The organism is Streptomyces sp. NBC_01618 (assembly GCF_045209435.1).
Taxonomy (GTDB): domain Bacteria; phylum Actinomycetota; class Actinomycetes; order Streptomycetales; family Streptomycetaceae; genus Streptomyces.
In genome coordinates this window covers 7,124,353-7,146,753 of record NZ_CP109297.1, presented here as the reverse complement: position 1 = coordinate 7,146,753, position 22,401 = coordinate 7,124,353, and the positions used below count along the sequence as shown (strand labels likewise).

The 22,401-nt window shown below is 71.0% G+C and carries 20 protein-coding genes and 1 pseudogene; 8 read left to right on the top strand and 13 right to left on the bottom strand.

From position 1 onward, the window contains the following. Positions 1 to 273: 273 nt before the first annotated feature. The 3 genes from OH735_RS33215 (at position 274) to idi (ending at position 3,429) form a co-directional block, all read left to right on the top strand. Positions 274 to 1,215, top strand: coding sequence for a cation diffusion facilitator family transporter (locus OH735_RS33215; protein ID WP_406385349.1), 942 nt, complete (start codon positions 274 to 276; stop codon positions 1,213 to 1,215). Positions 1,216 to 1,423: 208 nt separating this feature from the next. Further along, entirely contained in the window at positions 1,424 to 2,689 is a 1,266-nt protein-coding gene (locus OH735_RS33210; protein WP_406385348.1) for a bifunctional class I SAM-dependent methyltransferase/N-acetyltransferase, read from the top strand. Between the two features lie 146 nt (positions 2,690 to 2,835). Beyond that, positions 2,836 to 3,429 carry an isopentenyl-diphosphate Delta-isomerase gene (gene idi / locus OH735_RS33205; protein WP_406385347.1) on the top strand — a complete coding sequence of 198 codons (594 nt, stop codon included), beginning with the start codon at positions 2,836 to 2,838 and terminating at the stop codon, positions 3,427 to 3,429. A gap of 39 nt (positions 3,430 to 3,468) precedes the next feature. Here the strand turns inward: idi and OH735_RS33200 are convergent, their stop codons facing one another. Together OH735_RS33200 and OH735_RS33195 are read right to left on the bottom strand one after the other, a co-directional pair. Then, positions 3,469 to 3,924, bottom strand: coding sequence for an ATP-binding protein (locus OH735_RS33200; protein ID WP_406385346.1), 456 nt, complete (start codon positions 3,922 to 3,924; stop codon positions 3,469 to 3,471). 143 nt (positions 3,925 to 4,067) lie between these two features. Continuing rightward, positions 4,068 to 4,691, bottom strand: a complete 624-nt coding sequence (locus OH735_RS33195) for an HdeD family acid-resistance protein (protein ID WP_406385345.1) — start codon at positions 4,689 to 4,691, stop codon at positions 4,068 to 4,070. A gap of 80 nt (positions 4,692 to 4,771) precedes the next feature. Here OH735_RS33195 and OH735_RS33190 point away from each other — a divergent pair, with 80 nt between their 5' ends. Then, positions 4,772 to 5,530 carry an enoyl-CoA hydratase/isomerase family protein gene (locus OH735_RS33190; protein WP_406385344.1) on the top strand — a complete coding sequence of 253 codons (759 nt, stop codon included), beginning with the start codon at positions 4,772 to 4,774 and terminating at the stop codon, positions 5,528 to 5,530. Positions 5,531 to 5,541: 11 nt separating this feature from the next. Here OH735_RS33190 and OH735_RS33185 read toward each other — a convergent pair. Next, positions 5,542 to 5,685, bottom strand: a pseudogene (locus OH735_RS33185) (DJ-1/PfpI family protein); the annotation flags it as partial. A gap of 188 nt (positions 5,686 to 5,873) precedes the next feature. Here OH735_RS33185 and OH735_RS33180 point away from each other — a divergent pair. Together OH735_RS33180 and OH735_RS33175 are read left to right on the top strand one after the other, a co-directional pair. Next, complete coding sequence (locus tag OH735_RS33180; RefSeq protein ID WP_406385343.1) at positions 5,874 to 6,737, top strand: SCO6745 family protein; 864 nt, start codon at positions 5,874 to 5,876, stop codon at positions 6,735 to 6,737. A 153-nt stretch (positions 6,738 to 6,890) separates the two neighbouring features. After that, complete coding sequence (locus OH735_RS33175) at positions 6,891 to 9,314, top strand: Tex family protein (RefSeq protein ID WP_406385342.1); 2,424 nt, start codon at positions 6,891 to 6,893, stop codon at positions 9,312 to 9,314. A gap of 78 nt (positions 9,315 to 9,392) precedes the next feature. Here the strand turns inward: OH735_RS33175 and OH735_RS33170 are convergent, their stop codons facing one another. The 4 genes from OH735_RS33170 to OH735_RS33155 all read right to left on the bottom strand — a co-directional run bounded on the left by OH735_RS33170 (position 9,393) and on the right by OH735_RS33155 (position 14,363). Next, positions 9,393 to 10,649 (bottom strand): amidohydrolase, encoded by a 1,257-nt coding sequence (locus OH735_RS33170; RefSeq protein WP_406385341.1) that lies wholly within the window; start codon positions 10,647 to 10,649, stop codon positions 9,393 to 9,395. Between the two features lie 637 nt (positions 10,650 to 11,286). Continuing rightward, a complete protein-coding gene (locus OH735_RS33165; RefSeq protein ID WP_406385340.1) occupies positions 11,287 to 12,924 on the bottom strand; it encodes an ABC-F family ATP-binding cassette domain-containing protein in 1,638 nt (545 codons plus the stop codon). Positions 12,925 to 13,230: 306 nt separating this feature from the next. Next, a complete protein-coding gene (locus OH735_RS33160) occupies positions 13,231 to 13,437 on the bottom strand; it encodes a hypothetical protein (protein ID WP_406385339.1) in 207 nt (68 codons plus the stop codon). Further along, positions 13,434 to 14,363, bottom strand: a complete 930-nt coding sequence (locus OH735_RS33155; RefSeq protein ID WP_406385338.1) for a CocE/NonD family hydrolase — start codon at positions 14,361 to 14,363, stop codon at positions 13,434 to 13,436. Before OH735_RS33155 ends, OH735_RS33160 begins: the two co-directional genes overlap by 4 nt. 212 nt (positions 14,364 to 14,575) lie before the next feature. On the opposite strand from OH735_RS33155, the gene OH735_RS33150 reads away from it, so the two are divergent. Next, complete coding sequence (locus OH735_RS33150; protein WP_406385337.1) at positions 14,576 to 16,060, top strand: M1 family metallopeptidase; 1,485 nt, start codon at positions 14,576 to 14,578, stop codon at positions 16,058 to 16,060. A 114-nt stretch (positions 16,061 to 16,174) separates the two neighbouring features. Here OH735_RS33150 and OH735_RS33145 read toward each other — a convergent pair whose 3' ends face one another. From OH735_RS33145 to OH735_RS33125, 5 genes are all read right to left on the bottom strand, one after another. Beyond that, positions 16,175 to 17,092, bottom strand: coding sequence for an oxygenase MpaB family protein (locus OH735_RS33145; RefSeq protein WP_406385336.1), 918 nt, complete (start codon positions 17,090 to 17,092; stop codon positions 16,175 to 16,177). Then, the gene (locus OH735_RS33140; RefSeq protein ID WP_406385335.1) at positions 17,089 to 17,859 is read right to left on the bottom strand and encodes a LuxR family transcriptional regulator; all 771 of its coding nucleotides are present in this window, start codon (positions 17,857 to 17,859) and stop codon (positions 17,089 to 17,091) included. The genes OH735_RS33145 and OH735_RS33140 overlap by 4 nt, the downstream gene beginning before the upstream one ends. Positions 17,860 to 17,907: 48 nt before the next feature. Continuing rightward, positions 17,908 to 18,282, bottom strand: a complete 375-nt coding sequence (locus OH735_RS33135; protein WP_406385334.1) for a hypothetical protein — start codon at positions 18,280 to 18,282, stop codon at positions 17,908 to 17,910. A 33-nt stretch (positions 18,283 to 18,315) separates the two neighbouring features. After that, a complete protein-coding gene (locus OH735_RS33130; RefSeq protein WP_406385333.1) occupies positions 18,316 to 18,474 on the bottom strand; it encodes a hypothetical protein in 159 nt (52 codons plus the stop codon). A gap of 381 nt (positions 18,475 to 18,855) precedes the next feature. Next, a complete protein-coding gene (locus tag OH735_RS33125) occupies positions 18,856 to 19,332 on the bottom strand; it encodes a macro domain-containing protein (protein ID WP_406385332.1) in 477 nt (158 codons plus the stop codon). A 137-nt stretch (positions 19,333 to 19,469) separates the two neighbouring features. Between OH735_RS33125 and OH735_RS33120 the strand changes: the two genes are divergently transcribed. After that, on the top strand, positions 19,470 to 20,201 hold the full coding sequence (locus OH735_RS33120) for a MerR family transcriptional regulator (protein ID WP_406385331.1): 732 nt from the start codon (positions 19,470 to 19,472) through the stop codon (positions 20,199 to 20,201). A gap of 21 nt (positions 20,202 to 20,222) precedes the next feature. On the opposite strand, the gene OH735_RS33115 is transcribed toward OH735_RS33120, so the two are convergent. Further along, the gene (locus tag OH735_RS33115; RefSeq protein ID WP_406385330.1) at positions 20,223 to 22,394 is read right to left on the bottom strand and encodes a 3-hydroxyacyl-CoA dehydrogenase NAD-binding domain-containing protein; all 2,172 of its coding nucleotides are present in this window, start codon (positions 22,392 to 22,394) and stop codon (positions 20,223 to 20,225) included. Between the last annotated feature and the right edge of the window lie 7 nt (positions 22,395 to 22,401).

Genomic DNA, 22,401 nt, shown 5'->3' with positions numbered 1-22,401 from the left:
CGGGGTGGACGGGCATGATGCGGCGCCGCCCGCGATCATCATCGTCGATCCCGGCCTCACCTGACAAAACGCGGTGGCGCGGGCCGGGGACCTTCCGCGGCGACTGAGCCGACCGCGATCGCCCCACGGCTCTGACCTGCGAGCATTTCCGCAGGTCAGAGCATATGACAACGGTGTTCAGTACCGTGTTGCCCGATACCCCCCACCCGTAGTTGACTGACAGTGCTCGGGCGGATCGCGTCCGAGTCCGCGCGACGACCGGGAGGCGTCCCCATGGGGGCAGGGCACGACCACGGGCACACACACGGCGGGCCGCCGCCCACCGGCACGGCAGCCGCCGCGTACAAGGGACGGCTACGGATCGCGCTGTGCATCACGCTCACCGTGACGGTCATGGAGGTCGTCGGCGGACTGCTCTCCGGCTCCCTCGCTCTGATCGCCGACGCGGCCCACATGGCGACCGACGCCCTGGGCCTGGGCATGGCGCTGCTGGCGATCCACTTCGCCAACCGCCCGGCCGGGCTCAACCGCACCTTCGGTTTCGCCCGCGCCGAGATCCTCGCCGCCCTGGCCAACTGTCTGCTGCTGCTCGGGGTGGGCGGCTATCTGCTCTTCGAGGCGGTCCAGCGCTTCATCACGCCGGCCGAGACGAGGGGCGGGCTGACGATCGCGTTCGCCCTGGTCGGCCTGGTGGCCAACATGGTGTCCCTGTCGCTGCTGCTCCGCGGGCAGAAGGACAGCATCAATGTGCGCGGCGCCTATCTGGAGGTGCTCGCGGACACGCTGGGCTCCATCGCCGTGCTGCTCTCGGCGGGGATCATCCTGGCCACCGGCTGGCAGGCCGCCGACCCGATCGCCTCGCTGGTGATCGGCCTGATGATCGTCCCCCGTACGGTGAAACTGCTCCGGGAGACGCTCAATGTGCTGCTGGAGGCGGCGCCCAAGGGTGTGGACATGGGGGAGGTACGGGCCCACATCACCGCCCTGCCCGGGGTCCTGGGCGTCCACGACCTGCACGCCTGGACGATCACGTCGGGGATGCCGGTGCTCTCCGCCCATGTGGTGGTGCGCCAGGACATGCTGGACTCGATCGGTCACGAGAAGCTGCTCCATGAGCTGCAGGGCTGCCTCGGCGTCCACTTCGACGTGGAGCACTGCACCTTCCAGCTGGAGCCGAGCGGCCATGCCGAGCACGAGGCCAGGCTCTGCCACTGAACTGGCGTTCAGCACCGCCGTGTAGGGTGTCCGGCGGGGCGAGGTCCTCCCCGTGTCCGAGAGAGGAGCTGAGGTTGATGACCGTCGCGACGGCGCCCACCCGGCGCAGCATCCGGTCCGTCCTCATCTTCCGGGCCCTCGGCCAGCACGCCGGCTCATAAAGGGTCGACACGTTGGCCGGAGCCCTCGTACACAAGGGTTTCCCACGGTGACCGACAACGATCACGCCTCCCGTTCCGAGGCGTTCTTCTCCCTGCACCACGATCTTCCCCGGCAGAGTCCCGGTTCCGATGCCACCACCCGGCAGCTGCTGGGGCTCGCCGGCCCGCTGCCGCACCGTCCGCGCGTCCTGGATCTGGGCTGCGGGCCCGGCCGCGCCGCGCTGCTGCTCGCCGCCGAGGCGGGCGCCGAGGTGACCGCCGTCGATCTCCACGAGCCGTTCCTCGGCGAACTGCGCGAAGCGGCGGCTGCTCGCGGGCTCGGCGACCGCATCCGTACGGTCCGGGCCGACATGGCCGAGCTCTCCGGACCCGACTTCCCGGCCGGGTCGTTCGACCTCGTCTGGGCCGAAGGGTCCGCGTACATCATCGGTTTCGACACCGCGCTGCGTGACTGGAAGCGGCTGCTCACCCCGGGCGGCACCCTCGTCGTCTCCGAGTGCGTCCGGACGACGGACACGCCGACCGACGAGGCCCGCGCCTTCTGGAAGCAGGAGACGTCGATGCGCCCCGTGGCGGCCAACGCGGCGGCGGCCGTGGCGGCCGGCTATCACGTCCTCGGGGTGCGCGTGCAGCCCGACAGCGACTGGGACGAGTACTACGTCCCGCTCGCCGAGCGCGTCGCGGCCGCCGACACGTCGGCTCCCGGCATGGCGTGGGCGCTCGCGGCGACCCGCGAGGAGCTGGCCATGCGGCGCGATCACGGTACGGAGTACGGCTACGCCGGCTACGTACTGCGCCCCGCCGACCCCCGCTGGCCGACCCGGCCGGAGACGGCGGCGGACGTGGCGGCCGTGCGCGCGGTCAACACCGCCGCGTTCCCGACGCCGGACGAAGCCGCTCTCGTCGACGCGCTGCGCGCCGATCCGGCGGCCTGGCTGCCCGGCCTCGGTCACGTCGCGGCCGGCCCGGACGGCGCCGTCGCGGCGTACGCGCTGCTGACCCGGTGCCGGGTCGGGGACGCGCCGGCGCTCGCGCTGGCCCCGGTGGCGACGGCCCCGGAGCATCAGCGGCGGGGCGCCGGTCGGGCCGTGGTGCGGGCCGTACTCGACGCGGCCCGGCTGCGGGGCGAGTCACTCGTCCTGGTGCTCGGTCATCCGGAGTACTACCCGAGGTTCGGGTTCGTACCGGCGTCCCGCTACGGTATCCGGCCGGGCTTCGACGTCCCGGACGAGGCGATGATGGCCCTGGTGCTCGACGACTCCGTGCCGGTACCGCACGGCACGATCCGCTACCCGGCGGCCTTCGGCGTCTGACGTGCCGTCCGGTCCCGCCGCGCCACGGGGCACGGCGGGGCCGGACATGCAGGACCCGAAGTGCGGACAGGCGGCTTTTGTGCGGCAGACTTGACCGGACTCGACGGGACCGGCGCACGGGGCCGGGACCATAGCGAAGGATGGGTATGCCGACCACACCAGCCACCGCGGCGAACAACTCGTCGAACGGCACAGCAGAAGCGATCATGCTCGAACTGGTCGATGAGAACGGCACCGCCATCGGTACGGCGGAGAAGCTCGCCGCCCATCAGCCGCCCGGTCAACTGCACCGGGCCTTCTCGGTGTTCCTCTTCGACGAGCAGGGCAGGCTGCTCCTGCAGCGCCGCGCGCTCGGCAAGTACCACTCCCCCGGCGTCTGGTCGAACACCTGCTGCGGCCACCCCTACCCGGGCGAGGCGCCCTTCACCGCCGCCGCCCGGCGTACGTACGAGGAGCTGGGGATCTCGCCCTCGCTGATGGCCGAGGCGGGCACGGTCCGCTACAACCACCCCGACCCGGCCTCCGGCCTGGTGGAGCAGGAGTTCAACCACCTCTTCGTGGGCATGGCGCAGGACCCGCTGCACCCGGACCCGGAGGAAGTCGGCGAGACCGCGTTCGTGACGGCCGAGGAGCTGGCCGAACGGCACGCGCAGGCGCCGTTCTCGGCCTGGTTCATGACGGTGCTGGACGCCGCGCGGCCTGCGATCAGGGAACTGACGGGTCCGTCCGCCGGCTGGTAGCGGGCGGGCGGTACCGAATGTCGCAGCGGTTTCGGGGGGTCAGAGCCGCGGGCTCAGCGGCAGTGCCGCCCAGATGATCTTTCCGCCGCCTGCGGTGTGCTCCACATCGCAGGCGCCGCCCGCTTCCCGGGTGATCTCCCGGACGAGCAGCAGGCCGCGGCCGCCGGTCTGCGCGTAGTCGGTCTCCAGGGCCGTCGGTCTGTAGGGATGGTTGTCCTCGACGGACACTCTGACCCATTCCGCTCCGACGGCCACCTCGACGGCGAGCTCCGGCGAGAGCAGCGCGGCATGCTTCACAGCATTGGTGACCAGCTCGGAGACGATGAGCAGCAGGCCCTCCGCGACGTCCTCGTCCAGCGGCACGCCCTGGCGGTTCAGCAGATCGCGTACGGCATGCCTGGCCTGCGGTACGGAGACGTCCACGGCCGGGGCGGTGAACCGCCAGACTCCCTCGTACGACACGGGCCGGGCGGGGACACTCCCGCGGCTCTCCATAGTCCGGTACCCGCTCTCCACTCGGTGGTGACTGCACGTCGAGTACAGAGTGCGGGGCGTAGTCGGTCCGGCTCGCGCTACGAACAGAAGTCGACTTCTATCGACTTGTATCGACAGAATTTGACCGGACATGCATGAACGCGTCAGCTCCTGGAGCGTTTCGGATGCTCTCCGCCGGGTGTGCCCGGCAGCCCTCCGCTCGCCTGCTGATCCGAGACCATGGAGACCACCTGGCGGCCGCCGACCCCGATCGCGATCAGGCCGAGCCCGTCGAAGAGCAGCGCCAGCGAGAAGAACAGACCGAGTACGTAAAGGCTGCTGTGCGGCCAGTCGAAGAGCACCAGCAGCCCCAGGAGCAGGCCGAAGACTCCTTGCAGCAGCGTCCAGCCGAACTGCGGGCCACGCACCACGACGCTGCCGACCAGCCGGAACAGCCCACCGGTCAGGAAGAGCAGCGCGGCGAACATGGTCAGCGCCTCGGCCGTGCCGTGCGGATGGCGGATGACGACGACTCCGGCGGCGATGTTCAGCGCGGCAACCACGACGCCCAGCCAGAAGAAGTTCGTGCCGCGGGACTCGACGGCGTGGAGCAGCCCGACGATGCCGCCGATCAGCAGCAGCCAGCCGAACAGGAGCATCGAGGTGAGCGTCGCGACGCCGGTGTACACGAGGCCGACCACACCGGCCACGACGAGAAGGGCGCCGAGCAGTGCCAGCCAGCCGAAACTACGGCTCAGCTTCTTGCCCTCGGCTGCGGGACCGGCCACGGAATGCTCCTCACGGTGCGTACCTGTTCGGCGACCCCTTCTTGATCATAGGTTCGAACCGTATGGATAGCATCCGGCGCATGGACCGTACGGAACCCCGGCTGGAGCACACCGTCGCGGACGGTGTGGCGACGGTCGTCATCAGCAATCCCGCCAAACGCAATGCGATGACGGCCGCGATGTGGAGCGCGCTGCCCGGTCTGCTGGAGCGGCTGGCCGCCGACGCCTCGGTCCGGGTGCTGGTGCTGACGGGCGCCGGGAACACCTTCTGCGCCGGGGCGGACATCTCCTCGCTCCGGGATCCGGCGGGCGATCCGCAGGCCCTCGCCGTGGCCGCCGAGGAGTCCCTCGCGGCGTTCCCCCGGCCGACGCTCGCGGCGATCCGCGGCTACTGCGTGGGCGGTGGCAGCCAGCTCGCGGCCGCCTGCGATCTACGGTTCGCCGAGGAGGGCGCGTCGTTCGGCGTCACACCGGCCAAGCTCGGGATCGTGTACGCGGCGTCGTCGACCCGGCGGCTGGTGGCGCTGACCGGCCCGGCCACGGCGAAGCATCTGCTGTTCTCCGGCGAGCTGATCGACACCGCGCGGGCGCTGCGGACCGGTCTGGTGGACGAGGTGCTGCCGGCCGGCGAGCTGGACGAACGGGTCGACGCGTACGCACGCACGCTGGCGGCGCGCTCGCAGCTGACGCAGGCGGCGGCGAAGGAGTTCGCCACCGGGCGCGCGGACCGGGACGCCTACTGGACGGACCAGGCGCGCCGCAGCGGTGACACCGCGGAGGGGGTCGGCGCCTTCCTGGAGCGACGCGCGCCGCGCTTCACCTGGACGACCGGGCCGTAACGCCCTTGCGGCTACCGGAGGATGAAGCGGTTCCCGGCGCGGAACTTCTCGACCAGCGCCGCCGGGGCCTTCGCGGGCGAGCCTGCGTCGTACGGCGGCTGCGGGTCGTACTCGGACAGCAGTTGTACGGACATGGCGTGCTCGCCCGCGATACGGACCGCCGGGGACGCGCCGTCGAAGAGGACGACGCGTACGGATCGCTGCGTCATGACCGCCATCCTGGGCAGCCGGGTGCATGGCCGCAATGACGAAGAACCCACCTTTTCCGCCATGCCGGGGTCCGCGCGCAATGGACGTCAACCCGGGGTTACGGAACGTACCAACCAGTCGGTAACGTGCCTGCATGAGTACTCTGCCGCCGCGCGCCGGACGCCGCTGCCACAACGCCATCAACCCGTTGCACTCGACGGTCTACTTCTCCCCCGACCTCGGCGAGGAGCTCGGGAAGCTCGGCATCGACGATTCGAACGCCGCCTACGTCGCCGCGCGGGCGGCGGCGCTGGGCGCCGTCGGCCCCGGCACGGTCACCGCGACCTTCTACAACTTCAACCACGATCTCGTCGCCCGGCACCTGCCCGCCGTGTGGTCCGTCGCCTCGCCGCAGGCGGTCCTGGACGCCCGGCTGCGCGCCGCCGACGCCACGTTGCGCCGGCTGCTGGGCGAGGAGATCACCGCGTCCCCCGAGATGGCCGAGGCGGCCGGGCTGGCGCTGCGCGCCGCCGAGGCGTGCACCCGACACGCCCGGCCGCTCTACGCAGCCCACGCCGATCTGCCGGTGCCCGAGCAGCCGCACCTGGCGTACTGGCACGCCGGGACGCTGCTGCGCGAACACCGCGGCGACGGCCACCTCGCGGCGCTCCTCGCGGCCGGTCTCGATCCGGTGGAGGCCCTGGTCAGCCACACCGCGACCGGCAAGGGGATGAACCCGCGCTGGGTCCTCGCCACCCGGGGCTGGCGCCGCAGCGACTGGGAGGAGGCCTCCGAGCGGCTGCGCGGGCGCGGACTCCTGGACGGCGAGGGCGAGTTGACGGAGGCGGGCGTCGCGCTGCGGGCCGATCTGGAGGAGGCCACGGACCGGATGGACAGTGCCCCGTACGAGCGTCTCGGCGCAAAGGGGGTGGAACGGCTGACCGAGCTCGCGCGCGGGTTCCTGTTCACGGCCGCCTCGGCGGGCGCGTTCCCGGAGGATCTGATCGGCAAGGGCTGAGCGGCACCGGCCCGCAAATGGGTGAGGTGGTCGGGCGACACGGCACCCGACCACCCGGCACAATGCAGGCGGAGGGGCCCCGCCCCGGCAAGCACAGCAAGCACAGCCAGTAGAGCCAGTACAGCCAGTACGAGAAGGCGAGTCGGTAGAACCGTGACGACGTCCATCGAAGGCAGGATCGCCGAGGAGCTCGGCGTACGCGAGCGGCAGGTGAAGGCGGCCGTCGAGCTGCTCGACGGCGGATCGACCGTGCCGTTCATCGCGCGCTACCGCAAGGAAGCGACCGAGATGCTCGACGACGCGCAGCTGCGCACGCTCGAGGAGCGGCTGCGGTATCTGCGGGAACTGGAGGACCGTCGTACGGCGATCCTCGACTCGGTACGCGAGCAGGGCAAGCTCGACGAGGCGCTGGAGGCGCAGATCCGGGCCGCCGACACCAAGGCGCGTCTTGAGGACATCTATCTGCCGTTCAAGCCCAAGCGGCGCACGAAGGCCCAGATCGCCAGGGAGGCGGGGCTCGAACCGCTCGCGGACGGTCTGCTCGGCGACCCCTCGGTGGAACCGCTGGCCGCTGCCGCCGCCTTCGTCGACGCCGACAAGGGCGTCGCGGACGGTGCGGCGGCGCTGGAGGGCGCCCGCGCCATCCTCACCGAGCGGTTCTCGGAGGACGCCGATCTGATCGGTGAGCTGCGTGAACGCATGTGGTCGCGCGGGCGGCTGGCCGCCAAGGTGCGGGACGGCAAGGAGGAAGCGGGGGCGAAGTTCGCGGACTACTTCGACTTCGCCGAGCCGTTCACCGCGCTGCCCTCGCACCGGGTGCTCGCGATGCTGCGGGGCGAGAAGGAGGACGTCCTCGACCTGGTCCTGGAGCCTCAGGAGCCGTCCGAGACGCCCGGCCCGTCGGCGTACGAGAACATGGTCGCCCGGCGCTTCGGGGTGAGCGACCGAGGCCGCCCGGGCGACAAGTGGCTCGCCGACACGGTGCGCTGGGCCTGGCGGACCCGGATCCTGGTGCACCTCGGCATCGATCTGCGGCTGCGGCTGCGTACGGCGGCGGAGGACGAGGCGGTACGGGTCTTCGCGTCGAATCTGCGCGATCTGCTGCTCGCCGCGCCGGCCGGGACGCGGGCCACGCTGGGGCTCGACCCCGGTTTCCGTACGGGTGTGAAGGTCGCCGTCGTCGACGCGACCGGCAAGGTCGTCGCGACGGATGTCATCCACCCGCACGTCCCGGCGAACAAGTGGGACCAGGCGCTGGCCAAGCTGGAGCAGCTGGCGAAGGCCCACGACGTCGACCTGATCGCGATCGGCAACGGCACGGCGTCCCGCGAGACCGACAAGCTCGCCGGTGAACTCATCGACAAGCACCCCGAGTTGAAGCTCACCAAGGTGATGGTGTCGGAGGCGGGCGCGTCGGTGTACTCGGCTTCGGCCTTCGCCTCGCAGGAACTCCCCGACATGGACGTGTCGTTGCGCGGCGCCGTCTCGATCGCGCGACGCCTTCAGGACCCTCTCGCCGAGCTGGTGAAGATCGACCCGAAGTCGATCGGTGTCGGCCAGTACCAGCACGACCTGTCCGAGGTGAAGCTGTCGCGCTCGCTGGACGCGGTCGTCGAGGACTGTGTGAACGGTGTCGGCGTCGACGTCAACACCGCGTCGGCGCCGCTGCTTTCGCGGGTTTCGGGGATCGGCTCGGGGCTCGCCGAGAACATCGTGGCGCACCGTGACGCGAACGGGCCCTTCCGTTCGCGGAAGGCGCTCAAGGATGTGGCCCGGCTGGGCCCGAAGGCGTACGAGCAGTGCGCGGGCTTCCTGCGCATCCGGGGCGACGACCCGCTGGACGCGTCGAGCGTGCACCCGGAGGCGTACCCGGTGGTGCGGTCGATGGTGAAGCGGACGGGCTCAGACGTCGCCTCGCTGATCGGCAACACGAGTGTGCTGCGGTCGCTGCGGGCCGACGAATTCGTGGACGAGAAGTTCGGTCTGCCGACGGTCACCGACATCCTGAAGGAGCTGGAGAAGCCGGGGCGCGACCCGCGTCCCGCGTTCAAGACGGCCACCTTCAAGGAGGGCGTCGAGAAGATCGGTGATCTGGCGTCCGGGATGGTGCTGGAGGGTGTCGTCACCAATGTCGCGGCGTTCGGCGCGTTCGTGGACATCGGTGTGCACCAGGACGGTCTGGTGCATGTGTCGGCGATGTCGCGCACGTTCGTGAAGGACCCGAGGGATGTCGTGAAGCCGGGCGACATCGTGAAGGTCAAGGTCATGGATGTCGACATTCCGCGGAAGCGGATCTCGCTCACGCTGCGGCTGGACGACGAGGCGTCGGCGGGAGGCGCGCCGCAGGGCGGCGGGCCCAGGCGGGAGCGGTCCGAACGGGGCGAGCGCGGCGGCCAAGGAAATGGCAAGGGCGGCCGGCCGCCGCGGCAGCGCCAGGGGCAGGGTGGTCAGGAGCGTGACCGGCGCGGTGGCGGCGGCTCCGCTCGTCCGACGCCCGCACCGGTGAACAGCGCGATGGCGGATGCGTTGCGGCGGGCCGGACTGACGGATCCGAAGCAGGGCGGCAAGCGGGGCTGACGTCGCAGTGGGCGGGGTGGGGTGCGGTCCGCTGCGCGGAGCTGCCCCCCGCCCCCCTGGAGTGTCGCGTGCCGGTGGTTACGCCGGGCGTGGGGCCGGGCCGAGCCAGGCGACGGCCGCGGCGGTCAGGGCCGTGACGCCGTTCGTGAGGGTGGGCCGCATGACAGGTGCGAAGAACGGCGAGTGGTTCTGGGGGATGTCGCGGTTCCGGGTGCCTGCGGCTTCGGCCTTCGCGTAGGCGTCGGGGTCGGTGCCGCCGAGCAGCCAGTAGCAGACCGGGACGTTCGCACTGGTGCCGAAGATGCCGACGTCCTCGCTGCCGGAGGAGGCACCGAGGTCGGTCAGCCTGTCGTGGCCGACCACGTCACCGATGGCGGCCAGAGTGCGGGCGCACGCGTCCTCGTCGTTGACCATCAGCGGGAAGGTGTGCATGGTGCTGATCTCCGGATCCCGCTGTGCCCCGGCGGCCGCCGCCTCACCGCGTACGATCCGCTCCACCGCGCCCAGGACGGCCGCGCGGACCTGCGGGGTGTAGGTGCGGATGTTGAGCTGGAGTTCGGCCTCGTCCGGGATGATGTTGTCCTTGGTGCCCGCCTGCAGGGCGCCGACGGTGACCACGGCCCGGTCCATGGAGGCGATCTCGCGGGAGACCACGGTCTGCAACCGCATCACGGTGGAGGCCGCCATCACCACCGGGTCGATCGCCGCTTCCGGCATCGACGCGTGGGCCCCACGCCCGAACATGCGCACCTTGAGCGCGTCGGTGGCGGCGAAGGCGAGACCGGGGTGGCAGGCGATGGTGCCGGCCGGAATCGACATCACGTGCTGGCCGAGGACGACGTCGGGGGTGCCGAAGCGGGCGTACAGGTTGTCGTCGACCATGGCCTGGGCACCCTGGCCGATTTCTTCGGCGGGCTGGAACACGGCCAGGACGGTGCCCGACCACTGGTCGCGGGCACCGGCGAGGAGCGCCATGGCGCCCAGCAGGCAGGTGACGTGCACGTCGTGGCCGCAGGCGTGCATCACGCCCTCGTTCTTCGAGGCGTAGGGCAGTCCGGTCCGCTCGGTGACGGGCAATGCGTCGAAGTCGGCGCGCAGCAGCACGGTCGGACCCTGGCCGTTCACCAGCTCGGCCACCACGCCGGTCCTCCCGACGCCCTCGATGACCTCGTACCCCAGGTGCCTTGCGCGGCGGGAGACTTCGGCGGCCGTGCGGTGCTCCTCGAAGGACAGTTCGGGGTGGGCGTGCAGGTCTTGGTAGAGCGCTTCGAGGTCCTGGGTCAGGGTGGCGTCCAGACCGGCCAGGAGTCGCTGAGCCGTGTCGCGTGTCGTCATCGTGATAGCCCTTCAAGTCCAACCCGCCCGGGTGTTCCGTCGCCTCGGCGACGAGGACACGCTTGTCCGCTGCCACGGCACGCCCGCTCGGACGCTCATGTGGTGCTGGAGCGTCCGCGTCTCCTCGTCGAGGTGGAACGGGCCAAACAGGCGGACATGTAGCCATCGGGCGTGCAGAGGATGAAACCGTCGGCGTCCGGGCTCTGCGCAGTACGGACCTCCCCGTCGGGTCCTCGGGCCGTGCAGGGCTCCAGGTGCCGGGTACCAACCAGTTGCGCTCCGGGCATCCGCACGTGGCGCTCCCTTCCCATCGGCAGCCCCGCGCCCACCTGTGCCGACGTAACCACACCCGCGGAGCCCCGGCATCCTGACAGGCCCCACCGAGGGGTTCCGCCCCCGGTGGCCGGGGGCGGCGACGACGGCGGATCCCCGTCGAGGCCCTACGCCTGGTGGTCCCTGGGGGTGCGGATGGTGACCGTCCCGGTGAGCTGCAGGTTCGGCGAGGAGTCGCCCACCTGGGCGCGACAGGCGCCGTAGGCGGTCTTCCACCTGCCGGTTCCGGCGCAACCGGTTGTCGCCCGCCTTTGGCAACAGCCTGATGGGATCTTGAATCCGCGGGAGGGTGTCGGGCTGGGGGTCAGAGCTCCGTCACCCGGCCGTCCGCCACCTCGACGCGCCGTGTCGTGCGTACCGCCTCCAGCATCCGCCGGTCGTGCGTGACCAGCAGCAATGTCCCCGGGTACGAGTCCAGGGCCGACTCCAGCTGCTCGATCGCGGGCAGATCGAGGTGGTTCGTCGGCTCGTCGAGGACGAGGAGGTTGACGCCGCGGCCCTGGAGCAGGGCGAGCGCCGCCCTGGTGCGTTCGCCGGGCGAGAGCGTGGTCGCGGGACGCATCACGTGGTCCGCGCGCAGGCCGAACTTGGCGAGCAGCGTGCGGACTTCGGCCGGTTCGGTGTCGGGGACGGCTGCGCAGAACGCGTCCAGGAGCGATTCGGAGCCGTGGAACAGCTTGCGCGCCTGGTCGACCTCTCCGACCACGACGCCCGAGCCGAGCGTCGCGTGTCCGGCGTCCAGCGGGAGGCGGCCCAGGAGTGCGGCGAGGAGGGTGGACTTGCCCGCTCCGTTGGCGCCGGTGATGGCGACCCGGTCCGCCCAGTCGATCTGCAGTGTTGCCGGGCCGAAGCCGAAGTCGCCGCGTACGGCCCGGGCTTCGCGCAGGCTCGCGACGACCGAGCCGGAGCGGGGTGCGGCGGCGATCTCCATCCGCAGTTCCCACTCCTTGCGCGGCTCATCGACGACGTCGAGCCGTTCGATCATGCGCTGGGTCTGCCGGGCCTTCGCGGCCTGCTTCTCGCTCGACTCGCTGCGGAGCTTGCGGCTGGTCTTGTCGTTGTCGGTCGCCTTGCGGCGGGCGTTCTTGACGCCCTTGTCCATCCAGGAGCGCTGCATGTGGGCGCGCCCTTCGAGGGCGGCGCGCTTGTCGGCGTACTCCTCGTACTCCTCGCGGGCGTGCCTGCGCGCCCTCTCGCGCTCCTCCAGGTAGGCGGCGTACCCACCGCCGTAGAGGTTGATCTGCTGCTGGGCCAGGTCCAGTTCGAGGACCTTGGTGACCGTACGCATCAGGAATTCGCGGTCGTGGCTGATGACGACCGTGCCCGCGCGCAGTCCGGCGACGTACCGCTCCAGCCGCTCCAGGCCGTCCAGGTCGAGGTCGTTGGTGGGCTCGTCGAGCAGGAAGACGTCGTAGCGGGAGAGCAGGAGGGAGGCCAGGCCCGCGCGGGCCGCCTGGCCACCGGAGAGCGCGGTCATCGGCAGGTCGAGGCCGACGGTCAGGCCGAGGTCGGCGGCGACCTCCTCGGCGCGCTCGTCCAGGTCCGCGCCACCGAGCGCCAGCCAGCGCTCCAGCGTCTCGGAGTACGCGTCGTCCGCGCCCGGCGCCCCGTCGACGAGGGCCTGCGTGGCGGTGTCCATCGCCGACTGGGCGTCGGCGACGCCGGTGCGGCGGGCCAGGAACTCGCGTACGGTCTCGCCCGGACGCCGCTCCGGCTCCTGCGGGAGGTGGCCGACGGTGGCAGTGGGCGGGGAGAGCCGCAGCTCGCCCTCCTCCGGGTGGTCGAGCCCGGCGAGCAGCCGGAGCAGGGACGATTTACCGGCCCCGTTGACTCCGACGAGACCGATCACATCACCGGGCGCGACGACGAGGTCGAGTCCGGCGAAGAGTGCGCGGTCGCCGTGTCCGGCGGCGAGGTCCTTGGCAACGAGAGTGGCAGTCATCAGGGTGCCGATCCTAATCGGCCGCCGGGACCGGCGCGGGTCCCGGGATCAGCCCGCCCGTGCCTGCGATCAGCCCGCCCGAGCCCGGGACCCGCGCGGGTGCCGGGTCAGCCCGACCGTGCCTGCGATCAGTCCGCCCGGGACCGGGACCGGCGCGGGTGCCGGTACCGCGCCGGGTCGCCGGGGAGGTCCGCCGTCAGCGGCAGATCTCCCCGGCCGCCCGTTCCATGTCCGTCGTGCGGCACGGATGGCGCCTTTCACGGAGGCCGATCAATCACTCTCCGTAGGAAGTGCCACACGTGGCGCTCACCTCACGAGATCAACAAGAGGTATCTCCGGCTGGCCGGTCCACCGGGCCCCGTTGTTGGTCTCGAAGCCGGTACGGGGCTGGGGCTCGGTGTGTGCGGCCTGGGCGGGCACGGTGACCAGGGGTACGGCCAGGACGGCGGCGGCCGCCGTCAGGACGAGGTTACGGCGGACCGGCCCGCGGGCGGTCGGGATACGGGGTGTCATGAGCGGCTGCCTCCCGGGATGCGGTGGGCGGGACGCGGTGGCGTCACGCCCTCGGAGTGGACTGCGCGGGAGGTGGCTGTCGCGGGTGCGGAACCCGCGCCGGCTCGTACGAAGGCTCCGGTGCCACCGGTGAACGGCAGCTTCGCGGACGTACGGGCCAGGTCGAGGGTGAGCGTCGGCGTGGAGTCCGGCGGGTCGATGAGGTCCCGGTCGGTGCCGGCGACGATCAGGGCGAGGCGGTGTCCGGCCGGGACGACGTGGTCGGTGGCCGCGAGGTCGATGGTGCCGTCGTAGCTCTTGCCGATCATTCCCGTGCGCCCGTCGGACCAGTCGGCCGTGGCGCGTTCGCCGCCGGTGCGGGTGGTGTACCCGCGGGCGCGGCCGTTCAGCCAGTCGATGACGGCCTTGGCGGACTGCGCGTCGGAGCGGCCGCCGACGTCGACGCAGCCGTCGGAGCGATTGGTTCCGGCCAGATCGACGGCGACGAACGCGTAGCCGCGCGGCACGAAGTAGTTGTCGTAGTACAGGGGGAACCGGACCGGCCGGCCGTCGGCGTCGTACGTCTTCAGCTGGCTCTCGTTGCCGCGGCCGCAGCAGGAGTAGCACGGGCCGGCGTCCATGATCACGGGTATCTTCCGGCCCTGCCGGGCGGGTTCGCGCGGCCGGACGATGTCGACGGCGACGCGGTCGCTCCTGCCGTTTTTGTCGCCGTCCAGTCCGGTGTCGACCCAGACGGATTCGCGCACGGCGTTCTCGTACGAATGGACGGGGCTGCTCTCCGGTGGCCCGCTCGCCACGGGCCCGCTCTTCCGAGGGCTCGCACCTTGTGCACCTGCCGGTAGGAGCAGGACTGCCATCAGGGCGGCGACGGCCGCCACCACCAGCGATCTGTACGTCAAGCGGGTGCCCCGCGCACGTATCGGCATGGGCGGAAGGTACCCCGGTCAACTCCTGGGCAACAGGGGGCGATCACCGATGAATATGACGTGCCCATGCGGGAAGGACCACCGTGTGCCATGTCGGCCGAATGGCGATCGTGTGACAGGAGCTGCCATGGACACGACTGATGCAAGGGTCGCTGAATAGTCTCTACGTGACGGTTCGAAAGATCCTTCACCCTCGACGAATTGGAGCATTCGTGCACCGCAGATTCATCGTCCCGAGCGCACTCGCGGCCTCCCTGCTGCTGGCGATCCCGGCCTCGGCCGCCGAAGGCACCGCGGGCGCCCCGGGAATCGGCGATCCCTACTACCCGGCCAGCGGCAACGGCGGCTACGACGTGTCCCACTACGACCTGCGGCTGACGTACCAGCCCGCCACCGACCTGCTGGAGGGCACGGCGACGATCCTCGCCACGACCACCCAGGCACTCTCCCGTTTCAACCTCGACTTCGGGCTGGACGTCTCCGAGGTGCGGGTGAACGGCAAGAAGGCCGCCTACGCCAGGAACGGCGAGCAGGAGCTCGAAATCGCCCCGGCGGCAGCGCTGGCCAAGGGCAAGGCCGTCTCGGTCGTCGTGCGGTACGCCGGAAAGCCGTCGGAGGTGAAGATCAACGGCTGGACCTCCTGGGTCCGTACGCCGGACGGCGCGGTGGCCGCGCAGGAGCCGGAGTCGGCCGCGTGGTGGTTCCCCAGCAACGACCACCCGCTCGACAAGGCGACGTACGACATCTCGGTGTCCGTGCCGGACGGCACCCAGGCGATCAGCAACGGCACGCTCCAGTCGCAGAGTTCGAAGCTCGGCTGGACCCGCTACAACTGGCGCTCCACGAAGCCGCAGGCGACGTATCTGACGACGCTGGCCATCGGAAAGTTCGACATCACCACCGACACCACGGCGGACGGGCTGCCGGTCGTCAACGCGTACAGCAGGGATCTCGGCGCCAACGGCGGTGCGGCACGCGCCAGCATCGAGCGGACCACCGAGGTCGCCGAGTGGCTGACGGAGGTCTTCGGACCGTATCCCTTCGACGCGCTCGGCGGGTACTCCCCCAATGTGAAGAGCGGGTTCGCGCTGGAGACCCAGACCAGGCCGTTCTACAGCCCGAAGCAGTTCGCGAACGGTGCGAACGTCTCCGTCGTCGTCCATGAGCTGGCGCACCAGTGGTACGGCGACAGCGTGTCCCTCAAGGGCTGGCAGGACATCTGGATCAACGAGGGCTTCGCCCGCTACAGCCAGTGGCTGTGGTCGGAGAAGGAGGGCGAGGGCACCGCCCAGGAGCTGGCGGACTACACGTACGCGCAGCATCCGGCGGACGACGCCTTCTGGACGGTGAAGCCGGGCGACCCGGGCCCGGACAACCAGTTCGACGCGGCCGTCTACGACCGGGGTGCGCTGGCGCTCCAGGCGCTGCGCAACGAGGTGGGCGACGAGACGTTCTTCGCGCTGCTGAAGGGCTGGCCGGCCGAGCACGCGTACGGGAACGCGAGCGTGGCGGACTTCGTGACGTACGCGGAACGGGTCTCGGGCAAGCCGCTCGCCGGCTTCTTCGACACCTGGCTGTACCAGCCGACGCGGCCCCAGGCCCCGGCAGCGGCCGACACGCACGCGTTGCGCGCTCCCGCGCAGCCCGCGTCGTGGAAGCAGATCGCGGCGACGAACACGATCCACGACCACCGCTGACGGGTCCGCGGGTCGGCTCCGGGCGCCGTCGCCCCTCTCCTCGGTGGGGCGGCGGCACCCGGTGGACTGCCGGGCGCCGCGTCCGCAACGAGGGCGGTTACATCGGATCGGTGATCACGTCGGCCGAGCCGGTGCGCCGCCCTTCCTCCCGGGCCTCGCGCCGTCCCGGACGGCCTCGCGCCGCGCCGCCCGCGCCCGGCGCGCGTACGGCAGGTAACGCAGCCGCTCCGGGAGCACGGGCACGACGCGCCGCACCACTGCGCAGAACCGTCGCAGCTTCCGCTCCTGCGCGTCCGTCCACTCCAGCCCGATCGCCTCCCGCGCCTCGGGCGGCATCAGGCCGATGGTGACGAAGCGGCGGAACCGGGCCAGCGGCGGGAACAACACCGGCCACAGCGCCTTCAGCAGCAGCCGTACCGGCAGCGGTCCCCGGTCCGGCGGCGGTACCGGACCTTCGGTGGAGATCAGGTCCGCCACGACGACGGTCAGCTCGATCTCGTCGGCGAGCACCTTGCGGAAGTACGGCCAGAACTCCTCGATCGTCTGCGGCATGTCCCGGTCGTGGATGCCGAGAATCCGGCCGACCTGGAGCCACTCCCGGTACAGGGCCCGTTCCTGCGCGTCGGTGAGCGGCCGGACGAGATAGCGCGCGGCGTGCTGATAGACGGGGAAGCCCGTGGCGTGCACCCACGCGTAGTTCGCGGGCGACAGCGCATGGTAGCGGCGCCCCCGGGTGTCGGTGCCCTGGATGGTGCGGTGCAGCCTGCGGAGCCTGCGTCCCTCCTCGGCGGCCGCGTCACCCCCGTACACCCAGAGCTGGAGCGAACGCAGGGACCTCTCGCCGCGCCCCCACGGGTCCGTACGGAAGACGGAGTGTTCGTCGACGCCCGCACCGACCGCCGGGTGGGCGACCTGGAGGGTGAGGGCGGCAGGCAGCATCAGCAGGGCGCGGATGTCGCCGGACAGGCTCCAGAGCACGCCGCCGGGCGGCGGCGGGACGGGGGTGTCGCCTCTGACTGCTTCGGTACTCATGACGCTCCCGGCGCTCGGCGGTGTGCCCGACCCTTGTGTGATCCAGTATGCGATCGCTGCCCGGCCGGTGCGCAGGGGCACCCGGGAGGCCCGGGTGCCCCTGCTTCTGGACGGTGCCGGGCTCGCGTGCCCCGGCACGGGGCGCGGGCGGTGTGGCCCGGGACTACCTGCGGTGGAACCGAGTTGACGGTTTCGTCGTCCAGCCAACCCGCGCGGGCCGCATACCAGCCGAGCTGGAAACGGGTCGCGGCGCCGACTTCGTCCATCAGGCCGTGCAGGCGTCGCTGAACGGTGCGATGGCCCATGCCAAGTTGACGGGCGATGGCGGCGTCGGTCAGCCCGACGTGGAGGAGCGCGACGGTCTCCCGGTCGACCGCCGCGACCGGGGACTCGTCCTTGTCCGCGACGCCGGAAACGCTCAGCCGCCACCCCTTCTCGAAATGCTCCTCGAAGAGCGAACCGAGAGCAGTGAGCAGGCTTGTACGGTGCACCACGAGCGCCACAGGTTCGGTCTCGCGCTCCGGGTCCAGGGGCAGCAGCGCGATACGGCGATCCACGATGATGAGCTTGATCGGCAGCCGGTCCGTGACGGAGATGTGCTGGCCCTGGGCGACGCAGGCGGCCATCAGGGTCGCTGTCTCCGGGTGTTCCAGCCATGCGCGTTCGACGACACTGCGCACGGTCACACCGCGGCGCATCAGTTCGGAGTCCGCCTCCTCATGGTTGTCCGCGAAGGAGAGCACCGCGGGCACGTGCCTGGCCGGCACCAGGGTGCACACCTCGCTCCTGGCCTGACGCTGCATGGTCAGCAGGCGTCACCGGATCGCCGCCGGACCGGACAGCACCTCCACGGGTGCTCCCGACGCGTGCGCCTGCGCGGAGCGGTGCCGCTCGGTGAGGTCCCCCACGAGCGACTCGACCCGGTGCAGCGCGGCCCGCCTGGATTCCAGGAGCGGCCCGAGTGCGAGGACGGGCGAGGCGGCACGGTACCGGAAGGCGCCGCCGGCGTCCGGCCGGTCGGCGCTGGCGAGCCCGCGATCGACGAGCGCATCGAGGGCGCGCGCCACCGCGTGTTCGCTCAATGGGCCCGCGAGCGCGGCCGGTTCGCTGTCGGGACGGTCCACGAGCAGCCGGTAGACCGCGTCCTCGTCCGGTCCGAGGCCGAGCAGGGTGAGCAAGGACGCGTCCATCGGGTCGTGCGGCCGGTCGTCGGGGTGCAGGTCTCAGGTCCTGTTCGGACGAGGTGCGAACGCGTCGGACGACGCGGGCCGGTCGTTGCCGGAGCCGCGGGCACCGCCGACCACCGCGGTCACCGCGGTGCGGCCGTCGCCGTCCACGCCGTAACGTTCGCACACCTTGCGCACTGCCTGGACACCCGTCACCGGACCCGCCCTTCCTGGTACGTCGTTGACGGGAGTCAGATTATCCGGCGAGTTCCGTACGGAGCGCGTCGACCACGTTCCGGGGCGCCCTGACGGTGGCACAGGCGGGCCGCCCTGACGGTGGCACAGGCGGGGCCGCCCGGCCGGCATCACCTGCCCGGCAGTTCCCGCGGCCAGCGGCCGATCTCACGGAGCAGTCCCATGAACGCACGCTCCGCCGGGGACAGCACACCCCACCGGCAGCACATGCCGGACCAGGTCAGGCTGACGCAGGGGAAGGGCTGTCCCAATGCGCGATTGGCGAATGCCCCCGATAGCCCCGACCTATCGGGGGGTGGAGCGGGAGCGGGAGTTCACGCCGATCCGGGGTCCGTGCCGGGCCTAGTCGTAGTCGTACACCGTCACCGCTATGCCCCGGCTCAGCAGCCGCTTCGCTATCAGCGGCTCGATCCCGGACCAGGTGCCGCCCGCCAGTCCGCCGCCGATCCGCGGCATATGGACCGAAGCCCCCAGCTCGACGGCCCGGTCGGCCACGGCGCCCAGGGCCGTGTCGATCGCCTCGTAGCGCACCGGGGCCCCCTTGCTGCCCGTGCGTATCCCCCGCTGGCCCACCATGTTCGCCACCCAGAGGTACGGGCTCACCTGGACGAACTGGGCCGCGCCGAGACCGAAGTCGTTCTTCGCGCGCTCGCGGTGCCAGTGGCGGTAGGCCCTTTCCGGTTCGGGCCAGCGACGCGAGACGGCCAGGACGAAGCCCTTGCCCCAGCCGCCCGTGTCGTTGCAGACATGCGCGATCAGCTTGACGCCCTTGCCCTGTGGGGTGGTCGCGTCGCCCCGTACGTACGTGATCTCCGACATGACACCAGCGTAGGAGCCACCACTGACAGCGGGACCGCGCCGGAAGCTTTCACAGCAATGGTGAGACAGCAATACTGGTGCACCTGACTGATGCAGACGCAGCAGTTCACCGCTGGGTCGGAACGCGAGGAGCAGACATGACGACCGGGACCGAGGACCCGACGCTCACCGTCGACGAGCTGGCGGCGCGCGCCGGTGTCACCGTACGCACCGTGCGTTTCTACAGCACCCGGGGTCTGCTGCCGCCGCCGGTGATCGGTCCGCGTCGTGTCGGGCACTACGGGCACGAGCATCTGTCCCGGCTCGCGCTCATCGAGGAGCTTCAGCACCAGGGCATGACGCTGGCCGCGATCGAACGCTATCTGGAGCAGCTGCCGCCGGACCTGAGCGCCCACGACCTGGCGATCCACCGGGCGCTGGTGGCGTCCTGGGCGCCCGACGCGGCACAGGACGCGACGCGGGCGGAACTGGAGCGGCGGGCGGGCCGGGCGCTGAGCGAGCAGGACATGGCGCGGCTGGCCGCGATGGGTGTGCTGGAGCGCGCGGAGCCGGTCGACGGCAGTTACCGGGTGGACCCGGGGCTGCTGCGGCTCGGGGTCGAACTGCTCGGCGTACCGATCGAGCACGAGACGATTCTGGCCGCGCGCACGGTTCTGCTGGAGCACTCCCGGTCGGCCGCGCGGGAGCTTACGCGGCTGTTCCGGGACGAGGTGTGGGGTCCGTACCGGGAGCGGGAGTCGGACCCGGAGCATGTGGCGGCGATGAAGTCGCTGTCGGCCCATATGCAGCCGATGGTGATCCAGGCGCTGGTGACCGCGTTCCAGCGGTCGTTGAAGGAGGAGCTGCGGGCCGCGTTCACGGCACAGTGAACGCGGCCCGCGGGGCTGCCGTCAGTCGTGGAAGGTCTCGCCGTTCTCGGCCTTCTCCACGAGCAGCGCGGGCGGCAGGAACCGGTCGCCGTAGCGCTCGGCGAGCTCCCGGGCGCGGGCGACGAAGCCGGGCAGGCCGCCCTCGTACCCGTTGATGTACTGGAGCACGCCGCCGGTCCACGGCGGGAAGCCGATGCCCATGATGGAGCCGATGTTGGCATCGGCGACCGAGACGAGGACGTTCTCCTCCAGGCAGCGGACACTGTCCAGCGCCTCGGAGAACAGCATCCGTTCCTTCATGTCCTCGAACGGGACATCGGCGTCCGGCTTGGCGAAGTGCTCGCGCAGCCCCGGCCACAGACGCGTGCGCTTTCCGGTCTCGTCGTACTCGTAGAAGCCCGCGCCGCCGCTGCGTCCCGGGCGGTCGAACTCGTCGACCATCCGGTCGATGACCGCGTCCGCCGGGTGTTCGGTCCAGGTGCCGCCGGCCGCCTCCACGGCGCGCCTGGTCTCGTTGCGGATCTTGCGGGGCAGGGTGAGGGTCAGCTCGTCCATCAGGGAGAGCACCTTGGCCGGATAGCCGGACTGTGCCGCGGCCTGCTCGACCGATGCGGGCTCGACGCCCTCGCCGACCATGGCGACGCCCTCGTTGATGAACTGGCCGATGACGCGCGAGGTGAAGAAGCCGCGGGAGTCGTTGACGACGATCGGGGTCTTCTTGATCCGGCGGACCAGGTCGAAGGCGCGGGCCAGGGCCTCGTCGCCGGTCTTCTCACCCTTGATGATCTCGACGAGCGGCATCTTGTCCACGGGCGAGAAGAAGTGCAGCCCGATGAAGTCGACGGGACGCGGGACGCCCTCGGCGAGGACCGTGATGGGCAGGGTCGAGGTGTTGGAGCAGAGCAGCGCGTCCGGCTCGATGATGTCCTGGATCTCCTGGAACACCTTGTGCTTGAGCGCGGTGTCCTCGAAGACGGCCTCGATGACAGCGTCGCAGCCCGCCAGGTCGGCCGGGTCGCCGGTCGGGGTGATGCGGGCCAGCAGTTCGTCGCGCTCGACCTCGGTGGTACGTCCCCGGGAGAGCGCCTTGTCGAGGAGCTTCTCGCTGTACGCCTTGCCCTTGGCCGCGGCCTCCTGCGAGACGTCCTTGAGGACGACCTCGATGCCGGCGCGGGCGCAGGAGTACGCGATGCCCGCGCCCATCATCCCGGCGCCGAGCACGGCGACCTTGCGGACCTGGCGCTCCTCGATGCCCTTGGGGCGGCCGGCGCCGGAGTTGACGGCCTGGAGGTCGAAGAAGAACGCCTGGATCATGTTCTTGGCGACCTGGCCGGTGACCAGTTCGGTGAAGTAGCGGGCCTCGATGGTCAACGCGGTCTCGAAGTCGACCTGCGAGCCCTCGACAGCGGCGGCCAGGATATTGCGGGGCGCGGGCATCGGGGCGCCCGCGATCTGCTTCTTCAGATTGGCCGGGAAGGCGGGCAGATTCGCGGCGAACTTCGGGTTCGACGGAGTGCCGCCGGGGATCCTGTATCCCTTGACGTCCCAGGGCTGCTGGGACTCCGGGTTGGCGTCGATGAAGGCGCGGGCCTTGTCGAGCATCTCCTCCCGGGTGGCGGCGACCTCGTGGACCAGGCCGTTCTCCAGGGCGCGTCGCGGGGTGTACTGGGTGCCCTGGAGGAGGACCTTCAGCAGCGCGTCGGCGATGCCCATGAGGCGTACGGTGCGGGTGACGCCGCCGCCCGCGGGCAGCAGGCCGAGGGTGACCTCGGGCAGGCCGATCCGGGAGCCGGGTGCGTCCAGGGCCACGCGGTGGTGCGAGGCGAGGGCGATCTCGTAACCGCCGCCGAGCGCCGCTCCGTTGATGGCGGCGACGACGGGCTTGCCGAGGGTCTCGATGCGGCGCAGCGAGTTTTTGATGGCGGTGCCGGTGTCGAAGGCCTGCTGGGCGTTCTCGGGACCGACCTTGATCATGTCCTTGAGGTCGCCGCCAGCGAAGAAGGTCTTCTTCGCGGAGGTGTAGATGATGCCGCGGATGGAGTCCTTCTCGGCCTCGGCGCGGTCGGCGATGGCCGCGATGGAGTCCTTGAATGCCTGGTTCATGGTGTTGGCGGACTGGTCGGGGTCGTCGAGTACGAGGGTGACGACGCCTGTCCCGTCCTGTTCCCAGCGGATGGTCGTGCTCTCGGTCATTGCTCTT

What these genes read in the sequence shown, in the direction of transcription:
- OH735_RS33215 (WP_406385349.1), top strand. Translation starts at nt 274, where the DNA reads ATGGGGGCAGGGCACGACCACGGGCACACACACGGCGGGCCGCCGCCC.
- idi (WP_406385347.1), top strand. Translation starts at nt 2,836, where the DNA reads ATGCCGACCACACCAGCCACCGCGGCGAACAACTCGTCGAACGGCACA.
- OH735_RS33200 (WP_406385346.1), bottom strand. Translation starts at nt 3,924, where the DNA reads ATGGAGAGCCGCGGGAGTGTCCCCGCCCGGCCCGTGTCGTACGAGGGA.
- OH735_RS33190 (WP_406385344.1), top strand. Translation starts at nt 4,772, where the DNA reads ATGGACCGTACGGAACCCCGGCTGGAGCACACCGTCGCGGACGGTGTG.
- OH735_RS33180 (WP_406385343.1), top strand. Translation starts at nt 5,874, where the DNA reads ATGAGTACTCTGCCGCCGCGCGCCGGACGCCGCTGCCACAACGCCATC.
- OH735_RS33170 (WP_406385341.1), bottom strand. Translation starts at nt 10,649, where the DNA reads ATGACGACACGCGACACGGCTCAGCGACTCCTGGCCGGTCTGGACGCC.
- OH735_RS33165 (WP_406385340.1), bottom strand. Translation starts at nt 12,924, where the DNA reads ATGACTGCCACTCTCGTTGCCAAGGACCTCGCCGCCGGACACGGCGAC.
- OH735_RS33160 (WP_406385339.1), bottom strand. Translation starts at nt 13,437, where the DNA reads ATGACACCCCGTATCCCGACCGCCCGCGGGCCGGTCCGCCGTAACCTC.
- OH735_RS33155 (WP_406385338.1), bottom strand. Translation starts at nt 14,363, where the DNA reads ATGCCGATACGTGCGCGGGGCACCCGCTTGACGTACAGATCGCTGGTG.
- OH735_RS33145 (WP_406385336.1), bottom strand. Translation starts at nt 17,092, where the DNA reads ATGAGTACCGAAGCAGTCAGAGGCGACACCCCCGTCCCGCCGCCGCCC.
- OH735_RS33135 (WP_406385334.1), bottom strand. Translation starts at nt 18,282, where the DNA reads ATGGACGCGTCCTTGCTCACCCTGCTCGGCCTCGGACCGGACGAGGAC.
- OH735_RS33125 (WP_406385332.1), bottom strand. Translation starts at nt 19,332, where the DNA reads ATGTCGGAGATCACGTACGTACGGGGCGACGCGACCACCCCACAGGGC.
- OH735_RS33120 (WP_406385331.1), top strand. Translation starts at nt 19,470, where the DNA reads ATGACGACCGGGACCGAGGACCCGACGCTCACCGTCGACGAGCTGGCG.
- OH735_RS33115 (WP_406385330.1), bottom strand. Translation starts at nt 22,394, where the DNA reads ATGACCGAGAGCACGACCATCCGCTGGGAACAGGACGGGACAGGCGTC.